18 protein-coding genes are annotated in these 20,861 nt (G+C 72.1%); 7 read left to right on the top strand and 11 right to left on the bottom strand.

Annotated features, from left to right (window positions below; all coding sequences use genetic code 11):
- The first annotated feature begins 4 nt into the window (after positions 1-4).
- Positions 5-1,246 carry an MFS transporter gene (locus ABIA35_RS11705; protein WP_370357853.1) on the top strand — a complete coding sequence of 414 codons (1,242 nt, stop codon included), beginning with the start codon at positions 5-7 and terminating at the stop codon, positions 1,244-1,246.
- 8 nt (positions 1,247-1,254) lie between these two features.
- On the opposite strand, the gene ABIA35_RS11700 is transcribed toward ABIA35_RS11705, so the two are convergent.
- A complete protein-coding gene (locus ABIA35_RS11700; protein ID WP_370357852.1) occupies positions 1,255-2,304 on the bottom strand; it encodes an LLM class F420-dependent oxidoreductase in 1,050 nt (349 codons plus the stop codon).
- A gap of 119 nt (positions 2,305-2,423) precedes the next feature.
- Between ABIA35_RS11700 and ABIA35_RS11695 the strand changes: the two genes are divergently transcribed.
- Positions 2,424-3,434, top strand: a complete 1,011-nt coding sequence (locus tag ABIA35_RS11695; protein ID WP_370357851.1) for an aldo/keto reductase — start codon at positions 2,424-2,426, stop codon at positions 3,432-3,434.
- Between the two features lie 55 nt (positions 3,435-3,489).
- Positions 3,490-5,262, top strand: coding sequence for a helix-hairpin-helix domain-containing protein (locus ABIA35_RS11690; RefSeq protein WP_370334385.1), 1,773 nt, complete (start codon positions 3,490-3,492; stop codon positions 5,260-5,262).
- Between the two features lie 113 nt (positions 5,263-5,375).
- On the opposite strand, the gene ABIA35_RS11685 is transcribed toward ABIA35_RS11690, so the two are convergent.
- From ABIA35_RS11685 to ABIA35_RS11665, 5 genes are all read right to left on the bottom strand, one after another.
- Positions 5,376-6,218, bottom strand: coding sequence for an SGNH/GDSL hydrolase family protein (locus ABIA35_RS11685; RefSeq protein ID WP_370334384.1), 843 nt, complete (start codon positions 6,216-6,218; stop codon positions 5,376-5,378).
- A 148-nt stretch (positions 6,219-6,366) separates the two neighbouring features.
- Positions 6,367-8,403, bottom strand: coding sequence for a murein biosynthesis integral membrane protein MurJ (murJ, locus tag ABIA35_RS11680; RefSeq protein ID WP_370357850.1), 2,037 nt, complete (start codon positions 8,401-8,403; stop codon positions 6,367-6,369).
- 9 nt (positions 8,404-8,412) lie between these two features.
- Positions 8,413-10,200 carry a serine/threonine-protein kinase gene (locus ABIA35_RS11675; RefSeq protein ID WP_370357849.1) on the bottom strand — a complete coding sequence of 596 codons (1,788 nt, stop codon included), beginning with the start codon at positions 10,198-10,200 and terminating at the stop codon, positions 8,413-8,415.
- A 107-nt stretch (positions 10,201-10,307) separates the two neighbouring features.
- The gene (locus ABIA35_RS11670; RefSeq protein ID WP_370357848.1) at positions 10,308-10,676 is read right to left on the bottom strand and encodes a hypothetical protein; all 369 of its coding nucleotides are present in this window, start codon (positions 10,674-10,676) and stop codon (positions 10,308-10,310) included.
- Between the two features lie 143 nt (positions 10,677-10,819).
- The gene (locus ABIA35_RS11665; protein WP_370334380.1) at positions 10,820-11,479 is read right to left on the bottom strand and encodes a hypothetical protein; all 660 of its coding nucleotides are present in this window, start codon (positions 11,477-11,479) and stop codon (positions 10,820-10,822) included.
- 211 nt (positions 11,480-11,690) lie between these two features.
- On the opposite strand from ABIA35_RS11665, the gene ABIA35_RS11660 reads away from it, so the two are divergent.
- The 3 genes from ABIA35_RS11660 to ABIA35_RS11650 all read left to right on the top strand — a co-directional run bounded on the left by ABIA35_RS11660 (position 11,691) and on the right by ABIA35_RS11650 (position 14,552).
- Complete coding sequence (locus ABIA35_RS11660) at positions 11,691-12,542, top strand: alpha/beta fold hydrolase (RefSeq protein WP_370357847.1); 852 nt, start codon at positions 11,691-11,693, stop codon at positions 12,540-12,542.
- Between the two features lie 103 nt (positions 12,543-12,645).
- Entirely contained in the window at positions 12,646-13,722 is a 1,077-nt protein-coding gene (locus ABIA35_RS11655; RefSeq protein ID WP_370357846.1) for a hypothetical protein, read from the top strand.
- A 95-nt stretch (positions 13,723-13,817) separates the two neighbouring features.
- Positions 13,818-14,552: a DUF695 domain-containing protein gene (locus ABIA35_RS11650; RefSeq protein WP_370357845.1), complete on the top strand. Its 735-nt coding sequence runs from the start codon at positions 13,818-13,820 to the stop codon at positions 14,550-14,552.
- A gap of 9 nt (positions 14,553-14,561) precedes the next feature.
- Here the strand turns inward: ABIA35_RS11650 and ABIA35_RS11645 are convergent, their stop codons facing one another.
- Complete coding sequence (locus tag ABIA35_RS11645; protein WP_370357844.1) at positions 14,562-17,600, bottom strand: FAD-binding and (Fe-S)-binding domain-containing protein; 3,039 nt, start codon at positions 17,598-17,600, stop codon at positions 14,562-14,564.
- Between the two features lie 144 nt (positions 17,601-17,744).
- On the opposite strand from ABIA35_RS11645, the gene ABIA35_RS11640 reads away from it, so the two are divergent.
- Positions 17,745-18,542, top strand: coding sequence for a VOC family protein (locus ABIA35_RS11640; RefSeq protein ID WP_370357843.1), 798 nt, complete (start codon positions 17,745-17,747; stop codon positions 18,540-18,542).
- 42 nt (positions 18,543-18,584) lie between these two features.
- Here ABIA35_RS11640 and ABIA35_RS11635 read toward each other — a convergent pair whose 3' ends face one another.
- The 4 genes from ABIA35_RS11635 to ABIA35_RS11620 all read right to left on the bottom strand — a co-directional run bounded on the left by ABIA35_RS11635 (position 18,585) and on the right by ABIA35_RS11620 (position 20,830).
- Complete coding sequence (locus ABIA35_RS11635) at positions 18,585-19,295, bottom strand: ABC transporter ATP-binding protein (protein WP_370334374.1); 711 nt, start codon at positions 19,293-19,295, stop codon at positions 18,585-18,587.
- A 92-nt stretch (positions 19,296-19,387) separates the two neighbouring features.
- Positions 19,388-20,005 carry a PadR family transcriptional regulator gene (locus tag ABIA35_RS11630; protein ID WP_370357842.1) on the bottom strand — a complete coding sequence of 206 codons (618 nt, stop codon included), beginning with the start codon at positions 20,003-20,005 and terminating at the stop codon, positions 19,388-19,390.
- A 49-nt stretch (positions 20,006-20,054) separates the two neighbouring features.
- Positions 20,055-20,393, bottom strand: coding sequence for a hypothetical protein (locus tag ABIA35_RS11625; protein WP_370357841.1), 339 nt, complete (start codon positions 20,391-20,393; stop codon positions 20,055-20,057).
- Entirely contained in the window at positions 20,393-20,830 is a 438-nt protein-coding gene (locus ABIA35_RS11620; RefSeq protein ID WP_370357840.1) for a hypothetical protein, read from the bottom strand. The genes ABIA35_RS11625 and ABIA35_RS11620 overlap by 1 nt, the downstream gene beginning before the upstream one ends.
- Positions 20,831-20,861: the final 31 nt, after the last annotated feature.

The following is a 20,861-nucleotide window of genomic DNA, read 5'->3' as shown; positions in this document are numbered from 1 at the left end:
GAGCATGAGGGATCTGCTTCGGCACCGCGACATACGTCTGCTGGTCCTGGCGCGTTTCGTCGACGTGCTCGGCGACAACGTCATGTGGATCGCGCTGGGTATCTGGATCAAGCAGCTGACCGGCAGCAACTCCGCGGCCGGACTGTCCTTCTTCGTCTTCATCCTCGGCAGCATCATGGCTCCGGCCGGGGCCGTGGTCGTGGACCGGATGCGGCGGCGGCCGCTCATCATGGCCCTGAACCTGGTCTCCGGGCTGGTGGTGCTGCCCCTGCTCCTGGTCCACGACCGGGACGGGGTGTGGCTGATCTACGCGGTGATGTTCGGGTACGGCCTGCTCAGCAGCATCACCGGGGCCGCGATGACGGCATACACGCAGGCCCTGATCCCCGCCGAACAGCTCGGGCAGGCCAACGGGCTGCTACAGACCGTCCTTCAAGGCCTGCGGCTGATCTCCCCACTGGTGGGGGCCGGAGTGCTCGCGGCGTGGGGCATAGCGCCGCTCGTCTTCGGGGACATCGCCACCTTCGTACTCGCGGCGCTGCTCCTGCGAGCCATCGCCACGCCGGAGCCGGCGCCGGCCGAACGTCCTGAGAAGAAGCGGTTCCGAAGCGAGATGTCCGGCGGGATACGGCAGATCCTCAGCACGCTGATCCTGCGCCAGGCGACTGCGGCGGCCGTGCTCTGCGTGCTGGCGTTCGGGCTCTCCGAGTCGGTGCTGTTCGCCATCGTCGACGAGGGCCTGCATCGCAAGCCCGCGTTCCTCGGGGTGATCGAATCGTTCCAGGGCCTCGGGGCGATCGTCGCGGGCCTGTTGGCCGGGTCGATGATAAGCCGCGTTGGCGAAAGCCGGCTGATCGCCCTGGGGATGGCGGCCGGCGGGCTCGGCTTCGGCGCCTGCTGCGTGCCGTCGGTGACGATGGTGGCCCTCGGCGTCATGCTGGTCGGAGTCAGTCTGCCGTGGATCATCGCCGCGCTGATGACACTCTTCCAGCGGACCACCCCGCCGGAGCTCATGGGCCGCACCAGCGCCGCCCTGGACATGATGATCTCGGTGCCCCAGACCACCGCCATCGCGGTCGGCGCCGCGCTGGTGGCGGTCGTGGACTTCCGGATGCTGCTGGCGGCGATGACCGCGCTGATGGGCGCGGGATCCCTGTACCTGCTCACGCGCGGCGCGACCGTGCCAGAGCCGGCGCCGGGACCGGAACCGGAACCGGCGCAGACCGGTCCGGCTTCCGCCCACTAAGGCACGCCCTAGGCGATCCCCGCCATCTCGGCAGCCTCCACGGTCCCGCGCACGATCCCGATCCGCGACTCCAGGTCGCCGAAGGCCGCGCCGACGCTCAGCGTCGTCACCCCGGCCTCCTTGTAGGCGACCATGCGCTCGGCGACGCGCTCCTTCGGGCCGATCAGGCTGGTGCGGTCGATGAACTCGAAGGGGACGGCCGCGGCCGCGCCGGCGTAGTCCTTGGCCAGGTACTTCTGCTGGACCTCGTCGGCTTCCTTCTCGTAGCCCATGCGGCAGGCGAGCTGGTTGTAGAAGTTCTGCTCCTTGCTGCCCATGCCGCCGATGTACAGCGCCGCGTACCAGCGGACCAGGTCCGCGCACAGCTGGACGTCGTCGCCGATCACCGTGGGGACGGTCGGGGCGATGTCGAAGCCGTCCAGGCCGGTCTTGCCCGCCTTGGCGCGCCCGGCCTTGATGTGCTCCAGGTGCTCGCCGGCGTGCTCGGGGCTGAAGAAGACCGGGAGCCAGCCGTCGGCGATCTCGCCGGTGAGCTCCAGGTTCTTCGGGCCGATCGCGGCCAGGTAGACCGGGATGGTCTCGCGGACCGGGTGGACCGTGAGCTTCACCGGCTTGCCGGGGCCGCCGGGCAGCGGGAGCGTGTAGTGCTTGCCCTCGAAGGTGAGGCGCTCGCGGGTCAGCGCCTTGCGGACGATGGCCACGTACTCCCGGGTGCGGCCCAGCGGGGCGGCGAAGGGGACGCCGTGCCAGCCCTCGGAGACCTGCGGGCCGGACACGCCCAGGCCCAGGCGGAAGCGGCCGCCGGACAGCGTGTCCAGGGTGGCCGCGGTCATCGCGGTCATGGCCGGGGTGCGGGCCGGGATCTGGAAGACGGCCGAGCCCACGTCCATGTGTTCGGTGTGGGCCGCGATCCAGGTCAGGACGGTGGCCGCGTCGCTGCCGTAGGCCTCGGCGGCCCAGCAGACCGCGTAGCCCAGCTTGTCGGCCTCCTTGGCCACCTGCAGGCTCTCCGCGTCGTTGCCCGCACCCCAGTAGCCCATGTTCACGCCGAGCTTCATCGCCCACTCCTGTATGCAGAGATCCTGTCGGTCGCCGCCGATATTACTCGCCAGTAGGAAGCGGCGCGATGGTGACGCCGCCCACGCGGTGTCCCCGGCAACCGATAGCGTCACCTGTCATGGAGCAGCGACACCTGGGGCGGACGGGCCTGCGCGTGTCCCGGCTGGGGCTGGGCACGATGACCTGGGGGCGGGACACCGATGAGCACGAGGCCGCCGACCAGCTCAAGACGTTCCTGGACGCCGGGGGCACCCTGATCGACACCGCCGACGTCTACGGCGACGGCGACGCGGAGTACATCATCGGCCGGATGGTCGAGGGCATCCGGTCCGACGTGGTCATCGCCACCAAGGCGGTGAGCGTCCCGTTCGGCCCGCGCCGCTTCGACGCCTCCCGCCGCCACCTCCTGAACGCCCTGGAAGCCTCCCTCAAGCGCCTGGGCACCGACTACATCGACCTGTGGCAGCTGCACGCCTACGATGCCGCCACTCCGCTGGAGGAGACGCTCTCCGCGCTGGACACCGCCGTGACCAGCGGAAAGGCCCGCTACGTCGGCGTGTGCAACTACCCCGGCTGGCAGCTGGCGCGCGCCGCGACCTGGCAGGCCGCCGACTTCGCCCGGGCCCCGATCGCCTCGGCGCAGATGGAGTACTCGCTGCTGCAGCGCGGCATCGAGCGCGAGGTGCAGCCGGCCGCGGTGGACCTGGGCATCGGGCTGCTCCCCTGGTCCCCGCTGGGCCGCGGGGTGCTGACCGGCAAGTACCGCTCCGGGGTGCCGGCCGACTCCCGCGCCGCCTCGGCGATGTTCGCCCCCTTCGTCGAGCCCTACCTGGACACGCCCTACGACGGCATCGTCGACGCCGTCATGATCGCCTCCGACGGCCTGGGCGTGGCCCCGCTGGAGGTGGCGCTGGCCTGGGTACGCGACCGCCCCGGCGTCACCGCCCCGATCGTCGGCCCGCGCACCGTGGCCCAGCTGCGCGGCTGCCTGAGCGCCGAGCAGCTGACGCTGCCCCGCGAGATCAGCGAGGCGCTCGACGACGTCTCCGAACCCGACATCGGGTACCCGGAGCACACCTGGCAGCCGGCCCGGCCCCGGCTGGTGTCCCAGCACTCGCAGAACCTGTAGATCCAGCTGAATCCAGTACCACCGCACCGCAGGACGGATAGGAAAAGAAGTGACAATGACCGAACCGGACGCACCGTCCCTGGACGAGCTCCTGGCCTCCGCCGGGGCCCCGGGCGACCTGGCCCCGCGGGTGGCCGCGGCGCTCGGCGAGCAGGCCGCGGCCCGGCTGGCCGCCGACCCGTGGCTGATCCTGGCGGTGCCCGGGGTGCGCCCCGAGGCCGCCGACGGGTTCGCGCGCAGCCTGCTCGGCGGCACCGCGGGCCCGCAGGACCCGCGGCGCGCGCGGGCGGTGCTGGGCTGGCTGCTGGACCGCGCGGCCCTGGACGGGCACACCGCGCAGCCGGCCGACGTGCTGTGCTCGGCGCTGGGCAGCCTCGGCTTCGGCGACCCGGCCGGGGCGCTCCAGGCGGCCCTGGAGGAGGGCGACATGCTCGCCTTCTCCAACGCGAGCGAGGAGGAAGAGGACGAGGACGGCAGCGGCTCCGGCGGCTCCGGCGCCTCGGAGGAATCCAGCGGCGCCTCCGGCCTGATGATCAGCCGGGAGCGCTACGCGTTCGCCGAGGAGGGCGTCGGCGAGGCCGTGCAGCGGCTGCTGGCCACACCGGAACCGCTCGGCGAGGGCTGGGACCGGCTGGACACCTCCGGCGACCGCATCCACGGCGAACTGCGCGACACGGTCGGGGCCCACGGCCTGACGCTGGTCGCGACCGCGCCGGGCATCGCGAAGACGGCGCAGATCGCCGGGTTCGCCGAGGCCGCGGCGGCGGCCGGGGTCCCGGTGGCGATAGTCGGCGGGAACGCCGCGAGTGTGCGGACGCTGAACCGGGAGCTCGGCGGGACCGAGCTGACGGTGCTGTCGGTCGAGGAGTATCTGGCTTCGCTGGGGCGGGGGGAGGCGGCAGAAAAAGAATCCGCCGTTCCAGAACAACGCGATGTTCCAGAAGCCGAAGTCACCGAAACGGTCGCGGAGGACACAGAGGACACCGACCCCGAAGCCACGGACTCTGGGACGCCAGAAGGCGAAGCAGAACCCGAAGCCGCCTCGGAACCCCCGGCGGCTGATTCCGGAAAGCCCGAATTCGCCGAACCCCAGCCCGGCCTGGTCGTGGTCTCCGCGGCCCACCAGATCGACGCCGAGTCGCTGGCCGCCCTGCTCGACGCGGTCCCGGAGGGCATGCGCGTGCTGCTGGCCGGCGATCCGGCCGAGCCCGGTCCGGCCGGCCCCGGCCAGCCGTTCCGCGACCTGGTCGAGACCCGCTCGGAGTCGCTGATGGCCTACACCTCCGACGGCCGGGTGCCGCGGGTGCGCGCCGCGGACTCCGAGCCGCATCCGCTGACCGACCTGCGCTTCTCGCTGCGCGAGGGCGAGTTGCCGCCGCCGGAGCAGGACCCGGAGAAGCGGCTGGTCATCGTGCCGGTGCGGGATGCCGGGGAGGCGGTGGCGCGTGCCGTGCAGCTGGCCGCCGACTCGATCCCGCGCACCTTCGGCATGACGCCGGAGGACATCCAGGTGGTGACCATCCGGGCCGGCGGCGAGGCCGGGGCCGAGACCGTCACCCGGGCGCTGCGCGAGCGTCTGGGCACCGAGCAGGTCAGGGCGCTGACCGCGCGCGAGGCGCTGGGCGGGACGTGGCCGGCGGCGGTGGTGGTGCTGGACGGCCCGTCCTCCGGCAGCCTGACCCGGGCTCTGGTCTACGGCCTGTGCGGGCTGGCCGAGCGGCACCTGTCGATCGTGCACGGCGCCGGCTCGGCGCTGCCGCAGGCCGTGGCGAACGTGCCGGACCGGCCGCGGCACACCCGGCTGCCGGCGGTCCTGCGGGAGCTGTGAGCGCGCAAGCGTGAGAACGACAAAGGGAACGACAAACCGCGCCGGCCTCCTCCGTGGGGCCGGCGCGGTCCGCGTTGTGGGGTGCTTCCCGGTGATTCCCGGTGGTGCGCTGCTCAGCCGGTGATCGAGTCCATCGCCGGCAGGTAGCCGCCGGACTGGCCGTCGGCGGTCGGGTGGTAGGACTCGGTGACGTCGGTGACGTTCACCGAGTGCAGCCACTCGTTGAAGAAGTCGCACAGCTCGTGGCCGGAGAACCGGCTCTTCACGTCGGCGTAGGAGTCGCCGGCGTTCTGCGCCGCGGTCTGGATGATGCCGTCCAGCGTGTCCGCGGCGTTGTTCAGCGCGGTCCGGTCCGTGGTGGACAGGCCCGGGCAGATCCAGGAGTTGCCCAGGTCGTAGAACTCGGGGTAGCCCATCACCACGACGCGCGCGCTCGGCGCGGCGCTGCGGATGGCCGAGTAGGTGTTCGCCAGCTTGCCCGGCAGCACCGACTTGGCCTGGGCGACCGCGGTGTTGATGGCGCTCAGGCAGGTACTGTCGGAGTCCAGCACGCAGGTCTGCATCACCGAGGCGAAGCCGACATCGTTTCCGCCGATGGTGATGGACACCAGGTTGGTCGAGGAGCTCAGCGCCGAGATCTGGCTGCTGAGCACGTCGGAGGTGGTCGCGCCGGAGCAGGCCACCGAGGTGTAGCTGGCCGGGCTGTGCGCGTTGGCCCACAGCTGGGAGTACGCCAGCGTGCTGCGCAGGCAGTTGCCGGAGGACGAGATGTACGACCCGGATCCGACACCGGAGGAGTACGAGTCACCGAGCGCGACGTAGTTCACGCCGCTCGCGGCCGAGGCGTCGGTGGCCATCACGGTCGTGAAGGCGGCCGTCACCGAGGCCAGGACGAGGAGCGCGCGCTTGAGCGTGGAGCGTCGCGTCCGCGTCCGATTGTGGGCACGAGGGAGCACAGGAAACCTCCATGTGGGGGGTGGATGGGGGTGCGCTGCGGAAGAGAATGGCACCCCATCAGGACCCTGTGAAGACGAAGTTACCAACGAGTTTTGACGACCCGGTAACTTCTTGGTTGGCAGGTCAGGACGTTTCACCCCAATCACGTCATCCGATCGGGTGAATCAACCCCGTGATGCGGGCCCGCACCCGGCCGGTCAGCCGGTCCACCTCCGCGACGCGCAGCGCCTTGGCCGCCAAAACATAGACAACGACCAGAGCCGAGCCGCCCGCCGCGGCGGCCAGGAACGACCCGGGGCGCGCGGTGCCCGCCAGTGCCCCGACGTCCTGCGCGGCGGCGTACCCGACCGCCCCGGCGACCGTGGCGGCCAGCAGGAGCCGGCGGTAGACCCGTGACACGCCCTTGCCGGGCTTGGCCGTGGCCGGACCGCCCAGACGGGCCCGCAGGCGCCTGACGGACCAGCCCAGGCCGATCGCCGACGACAGCCCGGAACCGGCGGCCATCACCACCACCGGCCACCGGGTGCCGCCGAGCAGCGCGCTGGCCCCGATGGCGATCGCGGCGTTGGCCGCACCGGTGATCAGCCCGACGGTGAAGGGGGTCCTGGTGTCCCCGAACGCGTAGAAGCCCCGCAGGATCACGTACTGCGCGGAGAACGGGATCAGGCCCAGGCCCGAGGCCGCGAGCATGAACCCGATCCCGTGGGCCTGGGGCAGGCTGGTCCGGCCATAGCCGAACAGCACGGCGGCGAACTGCGGACCCAGCGCGAGGAACGCGAAGGCGCACGGCACGATCGCCGCCCCCGAGACCCGCAGCCCCAGCGACAGGTCGCGCCGGACCGAGGCCGGGTCGTCGTCGGCCGCCGCGCGGCTCATCCGCGGCAGCAGCATCGTCAGCAGCGACACGGTGATGACCGACTGCGGCAGGATCCAGATCTGCTGGGCCTTGGAGTAGGCGGCATAGCCGACGGCGGAGTGCGGATACGCCTGGTCCACACCGGTGGCCAGGCTCATCACCAGCATGTTCACCGCCTGGCCGACCAGCATGTAGGCCAGCGTCCACTTCGCCGGCGCGGCGGCCCGGCCCAGGCCCGCCCCGCGCCAGTCGAAGCGCGGCCGGTACCGGACCCCGGAGCCGGCCAGGAACCAGAGCACGACGGCCGCCTGCGCGACCACGCCGGCGGTGGTGCCGAGGCCGATGAACATGCTCTGCCCCGGGCTCAGGACCGCCTGGCCGTCGGCGCCGCCGGCTCCCGCACCCGTTCCTCCCCCAGCTCCCCCGCCGACCGCGACGAACCCGGCGAACACCGCGACCACCACGACGTTGTTCAGCACCGGCGCCCACGCCGCCGGGCCGAAGCGTCCGCGCGCGCCGAGCACCTGACCGACGACGGCGAAGACCCCGTAGAAGAAGATCTGGGGCATGCAGTAACGCGCGAAGGAGACGGCCAGCGCCCGGTGCGCGGGATCCAGCCGGCCGGCCGAGGCCGCGACGATCCACGGCGCGGCCGCCGTCGCCACCACGGTCACCGCGAGCAGTGCGCAGAACACCAGCGTCAGCAGCCGGTTCACGTAGGCGGCGCCGCCATCGGGATCGCGCCGCATGGCCGCGACGAGCTGCGGCATGAACACCGCGTTCAGCGCGCCGCCGATGACCAGGAAGTAGATCATGTTCGGCAGGGTGTTGCCGACCGTGAAGGTGGTCGCCAGCACCGAGGAACCGAGCGCCGCGGCCTGCAGGCCCTGGCCGAACATGCCGCCGATGCGGGAGACCACGGTCGCGGCGGCCATCGCGGTGGAGGAGCGCGCGCCGGTGGTGGGTTTGCCGGCGGACTTGGCGGCGGACTTGGTGGCGGGCTTGGCGGCCGACGGTGCCGCGGTCGCCCGGGCTCCGGCGGGCGCGGGAGCCTCGGCGGCCGGCCACCACAGGTCTTCGTCTGCGCGCACCGACCAGCCCTGCACCCCCGGATCCTGCGCCCCCGGACCCTGCACCGGCCCGCGCCGGGCCGGCATCAACTCGGCGAGCAGATCCGGATCGGCGATGATCCGCAGCATCCCGGTGTCCCAGTCGCCCGGGACCGCTGGGACTTCGTAGCGGCGCGCGCTAACCGTCGCGGCGTGCGCGTAGTAGCGCGGATCTGTACCGTAACGCAGGCCTGGCTCGGGTATCGCGGGTTCGCTCACCGCTCTTGTTTACTCCTGCGGGTACCTCTCGAGCACCTTGCCCTTCAGATCCGCCGACAGATACCCGCTGCGGTAGTCGTCGCCGACGTAGACCTTCAGGCTCAGGGTGTGGTCGATGATGTCGGAGTCCACGACCACGTAGTGGTACTTCGGGTTCTTCACGTTGAGCGTGGCGTCGGCCTCCTTCAGCAGCGCCGGCAGCGCGTCCCAGTTCACCGTGTACGGGTCCAGCGCCGGCTCGCCCTGGTCCAGGGCGTCGCCGGTCATCGAGAACCCGGCCTTGCCGTTGACGAAGTCGTAGGTGTCGTAGACCCCGGAGTCGTCCTTCTTGACCACGTCGAAGCTCGCGTGGTCGTCGTAGATGGTCATCGACACGACCCGGCTGCCGCCGCTGACCGCGAGGATCTGCTTGATCACGGCCCGGGCCCCGGCGGGGGTGAGCAGGTGCTGCGTCGCGGTGGAGTCTCCGCCGGCCGCGGCCGAAGTGGCCGCGGCGGTCGTCGGGGCCTGCGACGTGGAGCCGGCAGCGGCCTGCGTGTCCGAGACCGCGGGCATGGAGAACGTCGGGATGTTGTTCGCCGCGTTGTTCGCCGACTGGTTGGCGTGGCTCTCCGCCCGCGTCGTGGCCCAGACCGAGAAGCCCATCACCCCCAGCACCGCCACCGTGGAGATCGTGGTGAGGCGGAACGCCTTGGAGCGGTAGCGCTCGGCGGCTTCCGGGCTCATGCCGCCGTTGTAGACGTAGGCGGGGTTGCCGGTGGGGCTGCCGGGACCGTTGCCGTACGGGTTGATCGGCGGACGGGGACCGGAGCCGCCGGGCAGCTGGTCGGTGACCGGCATCGGGTTCTGGCCGGTGTTGGCGTACTGCCGCGTCAGCCACTCGTCATAACCCTGCGCGGCGCTGCTGTTCGGCATGCGCGGCGCCGGGATCGTGGGCTGGAACGCGCCCAGGCCCCCGCCCATCTCGACATGCGCGAACATCGCGTCCAGTTGCTCGGCCGACGGCCGCCGCGCGGGGTCCGGAACCAGCACCGCGCTCAGGATCGGGCTCAGCGGGCCGCTGCGCACCGGCGGCGGGATGAAGCCCTCGGAGACCGCGGCGATGGTCGCGATGGTGGTCTCGCGGCTCAGCGGGTTGCGGCCCTCCAGTCCGACGTACAGCAGCAGCGCCAGCGACCACAGGTCCGAGCGCGGATCGCCCTCGACGCCGTGGACGCGCTCGGGCGCCATGTACTCCGGCGAGCCGATCAGCATCCCGGTCGCGGTCAGCCCCGGCGAGGCCTCCAGCGCGGCGATGCCGAAGTCGGTGAGCACCGGCGTGCCGTCCCCGCGCAGCAGCACATTGCCCGGCTTCACGTCGCGGTGCTGGATCCCGGCCGCGTGCGCCGCCCGCAGTGCCCCGAGCAGGCCCCGCCCGATCCGCAGCGCCTCGGGCACGGTCAGATCGCGCTCGTCGAGCAGCCCGTCCAGCGCCCCGCCGGTCACCAGCTCCATCACCAGCCAGGGATGCGCGAGCTCGTGCGAGTCGACGATGTGGAAGATCGTGACCACGTTCGGATGCTGCAGCCGCGCCAGCGCCTGCGCCTCCCGCAACACCCGCTCGCGCACGACCCGCTGCTCGGCCGGATCACTCCCGTGCACCGACGGATCCGGCGAGCGCACCTCCTTCAGCGCCACCTCGCGCTGCAACATCAGGTCGCGTGCCCGCCACACCAACCCCATACCGCCGCCGCCGAGCCGCTCCAACAACTCGAAACGCCCGTCGATCACGTATCCGCCCTGGTCCCCTCCGGTCATGTGCGGAAGTCTAGGGTTTGGGACGGACAGCGTTTGTGGGCCTAAACATCGTCACCAAACCGGGATGTACGGCGACGCGACGGGCGCAACAGGGCTTCTGCGGGCGGCTATGAGCCGTTGAGATAGTCCTCGATCCGCTCGAAGATGTCGGAGTCTGTTTCCTGCTGCCATTGCGGCAGGTCTTCCCAACCGGCAACGTAGGCGGGCTTCGGGTCCTCGACGCGCTTGAAGATCTGTGCTGTCCAGCAGAGCGCGACGTAGCGGCCCTTGTTCTCCCGGCTGAGCTTCTTCACCCCGTCGCCCGTCGATTCGATGAAAAATCGCACGAGTTCAAAGACTGATGCCGCGGCGGCGCGCTCCCACTCCGGAGTCTCCTCGTATGGCGCGACGTATGCCGCCTTGGGCTCGCCCGGGTAGTACTTCTGGACGCCTGCGATCCAGGCCTCGCGGAAGATCCGACTACCGTCCACCCTCATGCGCTTCCCTTCCTCTTGAGTTCGCTGATCCTAGACCGGAGGATCTGCCGCCCGTTGTCCTCACGCCGCGACCCCTGTCCCACGGTCACTCCCTTGCGGGAGTCTTCGCAGGTCAGGGGTCGCTTCGTGAAGACCGTCGCCGCCTAGACGACCTCGATCCCGTCGATCTCGTCCTCGGCACCGTCCTCGGCGAACGTGTCGAAGTACTCGTCGTCCTCCTCGTCGCCGATCACGTCGAAGCGGCAGACGATGCGCTCGGGGTCGGTGTCGGAGAACGGGTCCTCGAACCACTGCTCGTCGGCGATCGCCTCGGGGTCGGTGGCCAGGACCCAGGTGGTGCCGTCGCCGGGGAGCAGGCCGAGCTCGTCGGAGCGGTTGTGGATCTCGTCCGGGTCGAACACGTCGAACAGCGCCGCCAGCGAGCCGGAGACCGTGCTGATGTCCACCTCGGGGTCCACCGCGCCGGCGGCCAGGCCGCGCGCCGCGCCGAGCAGGCGCCCGGGGTGCTCGATCTGGTAGTCGCGGCGGATCAGCACACTGATCGCCTCCGGGTTGTCCGGGTCCGCGGCCACCTCGGGGTACTGGCTCGGGATCTCGAACGGCGTGACCTCGTTGTAGGCGTCGTACAGCGCATCGTCGTAGGACTCGGCGGCGGCGGCCATGGCCAGGAAGGCGGTGCGCACGGCCGGGTCGCTCTCGTCCGACCGGCTCTGCACCGCGGCCAGGTGGGCGTCGATCGCGGCTTTGAGGGCGTCGGCGGCCGAGCGGACGTCGGCGGCGGTGGGGGCGGTCGGTTCAGGCATGAGGTAGACGGTATCCGGTCTTGGCCGTGTCGGCTCGCAATACCGGCGTGCACGCCCGCAAGAAGGCATGGACTTGTCAGTCCCATGGACGACGCGCGGCGCCGGCCGGTCCGGGCCGGGTCCGAACCATGGACGCCACGGCGGCGGCTCGGTAGCGTCGCGGCAGGCGAGGCGGTCCGCCGGGCCGCCGGACGAACGGCAGGGGGCGCACATGCGCGCGTATCACGTGACCATCGGCGCGTACGAGTTCGCCGCCACCGAGGAGGGCCCGCAGAGCGGCCCGCCGGTGGTGCTGCTGCACGGTTTCCCGCAGACCTCGGCGAGCTGGCAGGCCACCAGCCGGCTGCTGGCCGCCGACGGGATGCGCACCATCGCGCTGGACCAGCGCGGCTACTCCCCCGGCGCCCGGCCCGCGGAGGTCTCCGCCTACCACGTGGACCGGCTGGTCGAGGACGTCGTCGGCCTGCTGGACGCGCTGCACCTGCCCAGCGCGCACCTGGTCGGGCACGACTGGGGCGCGATCGTCGCCTGGCACGCCGCGGTGGCGCACCCGGACCGTTTCAAGACCCTGACGGCCGTCTCGGTGCCGCACCTGCGCGGCTTCTACGAGGTGCTGGCCGACCCCGGCCCGGAGGGCGAGGACCAGTGGGAGCGCTCGGCCTACGTGCAGCTGTTCCGGATGGACGACAAGCCCGAGGACGTGCTGCTGGCCAACAGCGCCCGCGCGCTGCACGACCTGTTCTCCCCGCTGCCGGAATCGGCGATCCTGCCGCACTACGCGGTGCTCGGGCAGCGCCCGGCGCTGACCGCGGCGCTGAACTGGTACCGCGCGATCAACGTGAAGCAGTCGGCGGCGCTGCCGAACGTGCGGATCCCGACCACGTTCGTGTGGTCCACCGAGGACGTCGCGATCGGACGCGCGGTCGCGGAGAACTGCGCGCAGTGCGTGGAGGGGCCCTACCGGTTCGTCGAGCTGAACGGCATCAGCCACTGGATCCCGGACCAGGCGCCGGTGGAGTTGGCGCGCGCCGTGGCCGACCGCGTGCGCTCTGTGGAGAACTAGGCGCGGGGCCCAGGTGCAAACTCCCGCCGCCACGTGAATCCGGTCACAATAAGCGGGGGTTGATTCGAAAAACCGTGGTGCGGCTTGGAAAACTGATGAGCGTATGACTACGCCGACGGATGAGACCCGGGACCCAGACCGCGCCGACCACGAGCCCGCGACGCGGCACAGAATCGACCTGTCCGTCACCAAGATCGCCGCCGGCGCGTGCGCGGCCGCCCTGGCCGCCGCCGTGGGTTCCAAGCTCGGCGTGGCCGGCACGATCGTGGGCGCGGCGGTCGCCAGCGCGGTGGCCACGTCGGCCAGCGCGGTCATCGGGCACTCGCTGGAGCGCGGGACGACCGCGGCGCGCAAGGCGATGCCGGCGCTGGATCCGGAGCAGCTGGAGACGGCGATCCTGTCGCGCTCACGGAGCGCGCGGGTGCACAGCACGCAGGCGCCGGAAACGCGCTTCATGCCGACCCACAGCGACGAGCCGGTGGCGCTGACGGCCCTGGACCAGACGCAGGCTCTGCCGTCCCTGGCCGATCGGGCGCTCACCGACAGCGCTCTGGACGAGACGGTCGTGCTCGACGCCAAGCCGTACCCGGCCATGGGGCCGCACGCGCAGACCGTGGTGCTCCCGACGGTCATTCCGGATCTTTCGGATACTTCAGACATATCGGACACTCCGCGCAGCTGGAAGGACCGCCTCCCGGGCCGCAAGCCACTGCTGGCGGCGGCGATCGCGAGCTTCATGATCGGCACCGGCGCGGTGACGGCGCTGGAAGTGGCGCGCAAGGGCGAGTTCCCCGGCTACCACAGCAATGTGTTCACCAACGACCCCGGTCACAGCGGTGGCTCCACCAACCAGCCCGGCGAGCAGAACCCCGGCGGCGGCACGCACGAGAGCTCGACCCCGTCGCAGAAACCGGACTCCTCCTCCCCGGCCTCGTCCGGCTCCAGCGACCCGGGTACCACGCCCTCGACGCCGCAGAGCTCCGACTCCGCGCCGACCACGCCGGACACGCCCTCGACGGGCGCCTCGACCGGGTCCAGCAGCTCCCCGACGGGTCCGACCTCGTCGCCGAGCGGCAGCGGGAGCCCTTCGAGCGTGCCGAGCACCCCGAACCCGCCGACGCAGAGCTCCTCGGCCAACGGCCTGGGCAACGCCACCCCGACCGGCGGCCCGACGGGCTGATCGTCTGATCGGCGAGAACGGCCCTCGCCGGCGCCCGCGGCGTGCGAAAATCGGCACGCCGCCGGGATCATGCCGGCCACGCCGAGGGGGTTCTCGTGAGTCTGGGCTGGGATGTCTACACCTGCCGGGTCGACGGCACGCCGGCGGTGATCAGCCTGGACCTGGACCTGCAGGACGTCGCCGACAGCGGCACCCACCCCCAGCGCCTGCACGTCCGCCACGCCCTGCGCGCCCCGCGCGAGAACGGCCTGCCCGACGGCACCGAGAACGAGGCGATGTACGCCCTCCAGGACGCCCTGGTCCAGGCCCTCGGCGACCAGACGCGCGCGATCTACCTGGCCTGCCTGACCAACGGCGGCTACCGCGAGCACTTCTTCCACCTGCCCGCGCACGCCGACGGCCGCGCCGTGGTGGCGAAGGTGGACAGCGAGTCGGGCGACTACGAGCTGGAGACCTTCGCCGAGGAAGACCCGGAGTGGCGGTACTACCACGAGTTCCTGTGGCCGGACGTGCGCAGCATGCAGTACCTGATGGACCGCCGTGTCGTGCAGTCACTGGCCGAACACGGCGACCGGCACGACATGCCCCGCCCGGTGGACCACTACATGGGCGTCCCGGACGAGGCGCGCGCCCGGACCCTGCTGGCCGACGCGCAGAACGCGGGGTTCACCGGCGAGGTGGAGGAGCGGAACGGGCAGTGGATGGTGCACGTCGAGCGCGAGGACGCGGTCGAGCTGGACTACATCCACGGGGTGGTGTGGGAGCTGCACGAGATGGCCGAGCGGCTCGGGGGGTACTACGACGGGTGGGGCGCGCCGATCAGTAAGTGAGGCGCCCTCTCACCCCTCAGCCGTCGGCAGCCCCGCCGCCAGCACCTCCGCGACATGCCACACCCGGCGCTCGGCCACGGCTTGCTCGATCTGCGTGCGGCAGCTGAACCCGTCGGCGATGAGCAGGGTGTCGCTCGCGGCCGAGCGGATCGCGGGCAGCAGGTTCAGCTCGGCCACGGCCATCGACACCTCGTAGTGGCCGTCGGTCACGCCGAAGTCGCCCGCCAGTCCGCAGCACCCGGACACGACGTGTGCGTCCACACCGGCGCGCGCCAGCAGCTCGACCTCGGCCTCGCCGGTCGCGCCGGAGGCGTACTGGTGGCAGTGGATCTGGATCAGGGCCTTGTGCCCGCGCCAGGGCGACGCCGGCGGGCGCCACTCCGGCGCGTGCCGGGCCAGGAACTGCGCCGGGCCGGTCACCAGCTCCGCGGCGCTCGCCGCGAGCGGGTGCGCGGGCAGCAGCTCGGTCAGCTCCTCGCGCAGGGTCGCCGCGCAGCTGGGTTCGGGCACCACGATCGGCAGCCCCGCCTCCACCGCCGGGCGCATCGCCTCCAGCGTCCGGGCCATGACGCGGCGCGCGGTCCCGAGCTGGCCGGTCGAGATCCACGTGAGCCCGCAACACCCGGTACGCGGCGGCAGCAGCACCCGGAAGCCCGCCGCGCGCAGGACCGCGATCAACGCCTCGCCGACCGCCGGAGTGAAGTTCTCGGTGAAGGTGTCGGCCCACAGGACCACGGTGCGCGTGCCGGCCAGCTCCCACAGCCCCGACGCCGACCACGCGCCGGGCCCTGAGCCCACACCGTTTTCCGGCGCCGGAGCCGCCTCGCCGCCGGCTCGCAACCCCGCGTCGCCGCCAACCTGCGAGCCCACCGGCGCCGGTCCGCCGGCACCCGGCCGCGAACCTCCCACCCCGCCGAACCGCCGCCCCGCCGCAGCCGCATCGCTCCGCCGCCGCGAGAAAGACCGCACCGCGAACCGCGGCAGCGCCCGCTCCGCGGCGATCCCCCCGGCCCGCTTCAGCGCCGGCGCCAGCGACGAGGCCATCACCCGGTTCACCACCCGCGGCGCGAAGCCCGCCAGCCGCGCCCACACCGGCAGCCACCCCAGCGAGTAGTGCGCCGCCGGCCGCAGCCGCCCCCGGTAGTGCTTCGCCAGCACCTCCGTCTTGTACGCGGCCATGTCGACCCCGACCGGACAGTCCGTCTTGCAGCCCTTGCACGCCAGGCACAGGTCCAGCGCGTCCAGTACCTCCGGGGCCCGGTACCCGCCGCCGACCGTGCGGCCGTCGAGCATCTCCTGCAGCACCCTGGCACGCCCGCGCGTGGAGTCCTTCTCGTCCCCGGTGGCGCGGAACGACGGGCACATCACCCCGCCCGCCGCGCTGCGGCACTTGCCCACGCCCACGCACCGCCGTACCGCGCGCCCGAAGTCCCCGTCGTCGGCCGCCAGTGCCAGCTCCGGGGGCGCCGCCTGCGTCACCCCGGGCGCGCGCAGGTCCGCGGCGAAGTCGCGCGGCGCGACCAGGATCGCGGGGTTCAGGACCGCGCCGGGGTCGAAGGCCGCCTTGAACTCCGAGAACGCGTGCAGCAGCTCAGGGCTGTACATCGCGGCCAGCAAGGCCGAGCGCGCCTGTCCGTCGCCGTGCTCGCCGGACACCGAGCCGCCGTGCGTGACGACCAGTTCGGTCGCGGCGGCGGTGAACTCCGCGAACTGCTGGCGTCCGGAGACGGTCTGCAGATCGTGGTCGATCCGGACGTGCAGACACCCCTCGCCGAAGTGCCCGAACACCGTCCCCTTGCGTCCCGCGCTCTGCATCAAGGCCTCGAACCCGCGCAGGTAGTCCGCCAGCCGCTCCGGCGGCACCGCCGCGTCCTCGAAGCCCGGCCACGCCTCGGAGCCCTCGGCCGTCCGCGTGGCCAGGCCCGCGCCGTCCTCCCGGATGCGCCACAGCTCGCGCTGCCCGGCCTCGTCGGCAACCACCCGGGTGGCGTGCGCCCCGGCCAGGTCCGCGACCACCGCCGGCGCCTGCCGCGCGGTCGTCTCGATGAACAGCCAGCCGCCGCCGGCCGGCAGCGAGGCGGGCAGCGCCCGCTTGCGCCGCGCGGCCCACACGTCGGCCAGCTCCGAGCCCAGGCCCTCGATCGCCGAGGGCTGATGCGGCAGCGCGCGCGGCACGTCGGCGGCCGCCGTGACCATGTCCGGGTACGCGGCCACGACCAGCACCCGGTCCCGCAGCACCGGCACCAGCCGCAGCTCGGCGCCGAGCACCGCGGCCAGCGTGCCCTCGGAGCCGACCAGCGCCTTGGCGACGTCGAACCCGTTCTCGGGCAGCAGGTGCTGCAACGCGTAGCCGGACACCTGGCGCGGGAAGCGGCCCAGCTCGCGGCGGACGGCCTCGCCGTGCTTGCCGACCAGGACCCGCAGCCGGTCGTCGAGGGCTGCCACGCCGCTGGTGCCGCGGCGCGCGGTGGTCCGCGTGCCGTCGGCGAGCAGCAGGTCCAGGGCCAGCACGTTGTCCGAGGTGGTGCCGAAGGCCAGCGAGCGGGCCCCGCAGGCGTTGTTGCCGATCATGCCGCCGACCGTGCAGCGTGAGGCCGTCGAGGGGTCGGGGCCGAAGCGCAGCCCGTGCGGGGCCGCGGCGGCCTGCAGCGCCTCCAGGACGACTCCGGGCTCCACCCGCGCCGTCCGGGCGTGCGGGTCCACCTCCGGCACCCGCCCGAAGTACCGCGAACAGTCCAGTACCAGCCCTTCGCCGATGGCGTTCCCGGCCACCGAGGTGCCGCCGCCGCGCAGCGTCACCGGCACGCCGTGCGCGCGGCAGATCCGGACGGCCGCGGCGACCTGGTCGGCGTCGCGCGGGAAGCCGACGCCGCGGGGCACGTGCCGGTAGTTGGAGGCGTCGGCGCTGTACTCGGCACGCCGCCGCGCGCCGAAGCCGACGTCCAGGCCGGCGTCGGCCAGCGCCTGCCGCCAGCGACGTTCGGCCAGGTCAGGGCTACCGCCGAGGCTGAGGCCCGCGGGCTTGGCGAAGGAAGATCGGTCGGGCACGCTCCCAACGTAGCGCCCCGCCGACTCGCCGGGCGCGGGGTGCCGCATTCCGGGGGCGGAACGGGTCGGGCCCGGGTACGTTCGGAAGGCGAATCAGCCCAAACCACATCAGGCCGATCATGGCCGGGTCGAAGGAGCCCCGCGATGAAGATGACAGAGTACGTCCCCGGCACCCCGTGCTGGGTGGACCTGGGGACCACCGACCTGGAAGGCGCCAAGAAGTTCTACGGCGGCCTGTTCGGCTGGACGTCGCAGGTCGCCGAGGACCCGGCGGCCGGCGGCTACACCATGTTCCTGCGCGGCGGTGAGCAGGTGGCCGGCGCCATGACCACGATGTCGCCGGAGCAGCCGGTGGCCTGGAGCACCTACGTGGCCGTGACCGACGCCGACGCCACCATGACCAAGGCCCAACAGGCCGGCGCGCAGACCATCATGCCCCCGATGGACGTCACCGACGTCGGCCGCATGGCGATGTTCGCCGACCCCACCGGCGCGGTCCTGGGCCTGTGGCAGCCCAAGTCGATGAAGGGCGCCGCCCTGGTCAACGAGCCCGGCTCGCTGACCTGGGACGAGCTGAACACCCGGGACGCCGAGGCGGCCAAGGCCTTCTACGCCGCGACCTTCGGCTGGGACTCCTCGACCGCCCAGATGGACGGAATGGAGTACACCGAGCTCAAGGTGAACGGCCGCACGGTGGCCGGGATGATGGTGATGGACGACGCGCATTTCCCCAAGGAGACGCCCCCGCACTGGGCCGTGTACTTCGGCGTGGACGACTGCGAAGCCTCGGTGAAGAAGGTCGGCGAGCTCGGCGGCACGGTCGTGGTGCCCACGACGCCGATCCCGATGGGCCGCTTCGCGGTCTGCCAGGACCCGCAGGGCGGGTACTTCTCGATGTTCGAGTCCGGCGGCGGCGACCCGGCCGAGGACTCGGCCAGCTGAGGTCTCTCCCGCTCTTTCCTCGGTGCGGGCGGGACCGCCCTCCTACAGGTCGGTCCCGCCCGCCACCAGCAGGTCCTCGGCGCGCTGGGAGGGCGCGGATTCGTCGACGATCAATCCGTCGCGGATGAAGACGATGCGGTCGGCCCAGGCGGCATGCCGGGCCTCATGCGTGACCAGCACCCCGGCGGCGCCCTCGTCGCAGCGCTTGCGCAGCAGACGCAGCACCGCCTCACCGGTCTCGGTGTCCAGCGCGCCGGTCGGCTCGTCGGTGAGGATCAGCCGGCGCTCGCCGATCAGGGCCCTGGCGATCGCCACCCGCTGCTGCTGACCGCCGGACATCTCATCCGGGAAGCGATCGGCCTCAGCACGCAGATTCACCTCTTCGAGCGCTGTCAGCGCTTCCTGCCGCGCCTTGCGGGCCGACATGCCGTCCAGTTCCCGAGGCAGGGCAACGTTCTCGGCGGCGGTCAACGCCGGAATCAGGTTGTAGTCCTGGAACACGTAGCCGACCGAGCGCCGCCGGATCGCAGCAAGCTGCGCCTTGCTCTGCGAGGCCAGCGTGGTGCCCTCGATGACCACCTCGCCGCTGGTCGGCATGTCCAGACCGCCGGCCAGCGACAACAGCGTGGACTTGCCCGAGCCCGACGGGCCCATCACCGCCACCAGCTCGCCGGCCGCCACGGCGAGGTCGACGCCGCGCAGCGCGTGGACCTCGGCGGCACCCTTGCCGTGGACGCGGGCGACGGCGCGCATGTGCAGCACCGGGTCGGTCTGTCGCTGTGCCCCGGTCTGTGTATGTGCCCCGGTCTGTGTATGTGCCCCGGTTTCGGACGTCGGGTCCCCGCTCATCGCGCTGTGCCCTCCCTGGCGGCGGCATCGGCCTTGGATGGTTCCACAGGTAGTGACGCCGCGGGGCCCGCAGGGGTTGCCGCGCCCGCTGACCGCTGAGCCCGCGCCTGCCGCGCCACCCGGGCCTCGACATGGTCCAGCCACCGGATCTCGGCCTCGCACTGGAAGATCACCGACTCGACCACCAGCCCCGCAGCCAGCTCCTCCGGGTCCAGGCGCGCCTTGACCCGCGTGTAGTCCTGCAACGCCGCCAACGCGTGCTTGCGCTGCGCGTGCACGATCCCGGCCACATCGACGCCCTCGACGGTGACGGCCAGCGCCAGCTTCACCGCGAGCTCGTCCCGCGGCCGCTCGGCCCGGGTCACCGGCCGCGCGAACCACCCGAGCAGCTCCTCGCGCCCGGCGTCGGTGATCCGGTAGAAGACGTGCCCCTGCACGTCCTCCCCGGCCGCCTCCACAAGCCCGTCGCGCTCCAGCCGGTTCAGGGTGGTGTACACCTGCCCGATGTTGAGCGGCCACGTGGCCCCGGTGCGCTCCTCGAACTCGGCGCGCAGCTGGTAGCCGTAGCGCTCGCCGCCGGCGAGGCCGGCCAGCAGGGAGTGTTTGACGGACATGTCAGCTATACCTACCCGGTATACAGGCGGCCAGGCAAGGCGGCGGCCGTTACCCGACCACGGCCAGAACCCGCCGCGCCGTCTCCCGAACCATGATCCACCCCGCATCGTCGGCCAGTGCGCCGACCGACCAGCGGCCGGCGTTCTGCCGGCCGCTCATGGCGCGGAACATCTCGTCGATCGCCTGCAGATCCGGACAGACGCTCGCGTCGAGATGACCCTCTGCCACCAGGACGGGGACCAGCCTGAACGCGTCGTCGAAGGTCAAGGCAAGCTCGTCCGCCGCCACGCCGTGCTTCTCGACCCAGGCGTGTTGCCCGGTCGCCTCGGCAGCCAGCATCACCAGGGCATCGACCACCTGCCGTCGGCGGGCACCGGAATCGGGCATCACAGCTCGGGCGACCCGTCCGCCAAACCGTTCTTCGCACGCCAGTGATCGTGCGCGCGGTACAGCATCCGCTGATGCGTGTCGTGCAGCCCGCTGATGGTCCGGCGGACGTCGCCGTCGCCGTCGCCGTCGACCAGCCGGCCGACCGCGTCGAGCAGCTTCACCAGGTCCGGCACGGTGAATCCGTCGACCAGCAGCTCGTGCTCGTAGCTGAAGGACACCGGGCCCTTCTGCAGCTCCGCGATCGCTTTCTCGGCCTGGTGCTCCGTCTCGCGACGCAGCATCGGGGCCAGGCCGGAGGACAGGATCACCGCGATCTCCTCGGCCAGGGCGTCGCTTTGCTCGGCCGACAGTCCGTCGCCCACCGCGTCGCCGATCACCCAGCGGGTCGTGTCCCGGAAGTGCTCCCGCAAGACGTGGCTGTCGTTGTCGGTCATGGCCGCGAATGTAGTCCTTGCCGACGACAGC

The sequence above is a fragment of the Catenulispora sp. MAP12-49 genome (genome assembly GCF_041262705.1).
Lineage (GTDB): Bacteria > Actinomycetota > Actinomycetes > Streptomycetales > Catenulisporaceae > Catenulispora.
Note: the sequence above shows the minus strand (reverse complement) of the source record. Positions and strands in the feature narration are given on the sequence as shown.

Bases quoted from the DNA above. Each gene is read 5' to 3' on its own strand.
- ABIA35_RS11660 (WP_370357847.1), top strand. From the start codon at position 11,691: ATGCGCGCGTATCACGTGACCATCGGCGCGTACGAGTTCGCCGCCACC.
- ABIA35_RS11665 (WP_370334380.1), bottom strand. From the start codon at position 11,479: ATGCCTGAACCGACCGCCCCCACCGCCGCCGACGTCCGCTCGGCCGCC.
- ABIA35_RS11620 (WP_370357840.1), bottom strand. From the start codon at position 20,830: ATGACCGACAACGACAGCCACGTCTTGCGGGAGCACTTCCGGGACACG.
- ABIA35_RS11705 (WP_370357853.1), top strand. From the start codon at position 5: ATGAGGGATCTGCTTCGGCACCGCGACATACGTCTGCTGGTCCTGGCG.
- ABIA35_RS11675 (WP_370357849.1), bottom strand. From the start codon at position 10,200: ATGACCGGAGGGGACCAGGGCGGATACGTGATCGACGGGCGTTTCGAG.
- ABIA35_RS11695 (WP_370357851.1), top strand. From the start codon at position 2,424: ATGGAGCAGCGACACCTGGGGCGGACGGGCCTGCGCGTGTCCCGGCTG.
- ABIA35_RS11640 (WP_370357843.1), top strand. From the start codon at position 17,745: ATGAAGATGACAGAGTACGTCCCCGGCACCCCGTGCTGGGTGGACCTG.
- ABIA35_RS11635 (WP_370334374.1), bottom strand. From the start codon at position 19,295: ATGCGCGCCGTCGCCCGCGTCCACGGCAAGGGTGCCGCCGAGGTCCAC.
- ABIA35_RS11700 (WP_370357852.1), bottom strand. From the start codon at position 2,304: ATGAAGCTCGGCGTGAACATGGGCTACTGGGGTGCGGGCAACGACGCG.
- ABIA35_RS11625 (WP_370357841.1), bottom strand. From the start codon at position 20,393: ATGCCCGATTCCGGTGCCCGCCGACGGCAGGTGGTCGATGCCCTGGTG.
- ABIA35_RS11670 (WP_370357848.1), bottom strand. From the start codon at position 10,676: ATGAGGGTGGACGGTAGTCGGATCTTCCGCGAGGCCTGGATCGCAGGC.
- ABIA35_RS11690 (WP_370334385.1), top strand. From the start codon at position 3,490: ATGACCGAACCGGACGCACCGTCCCTGGACGAGCTCCTGGCCTCCGCC.
- ABIA35_RS11655 (WP_370357846.1), top strand. From the start codon at position 12,646: ATGACTACGCCGACGGATGAGACCCGGGACCCAGACCGCGCCGACCAC.
- ABIA35_RS11630 (WP_370357842.1), bottom strand. From the start codon at position 20,005: ATGTCCGTCAAACACTCCCTGCTGGCCGGCCTCGCCGGCGGCGAGCGC.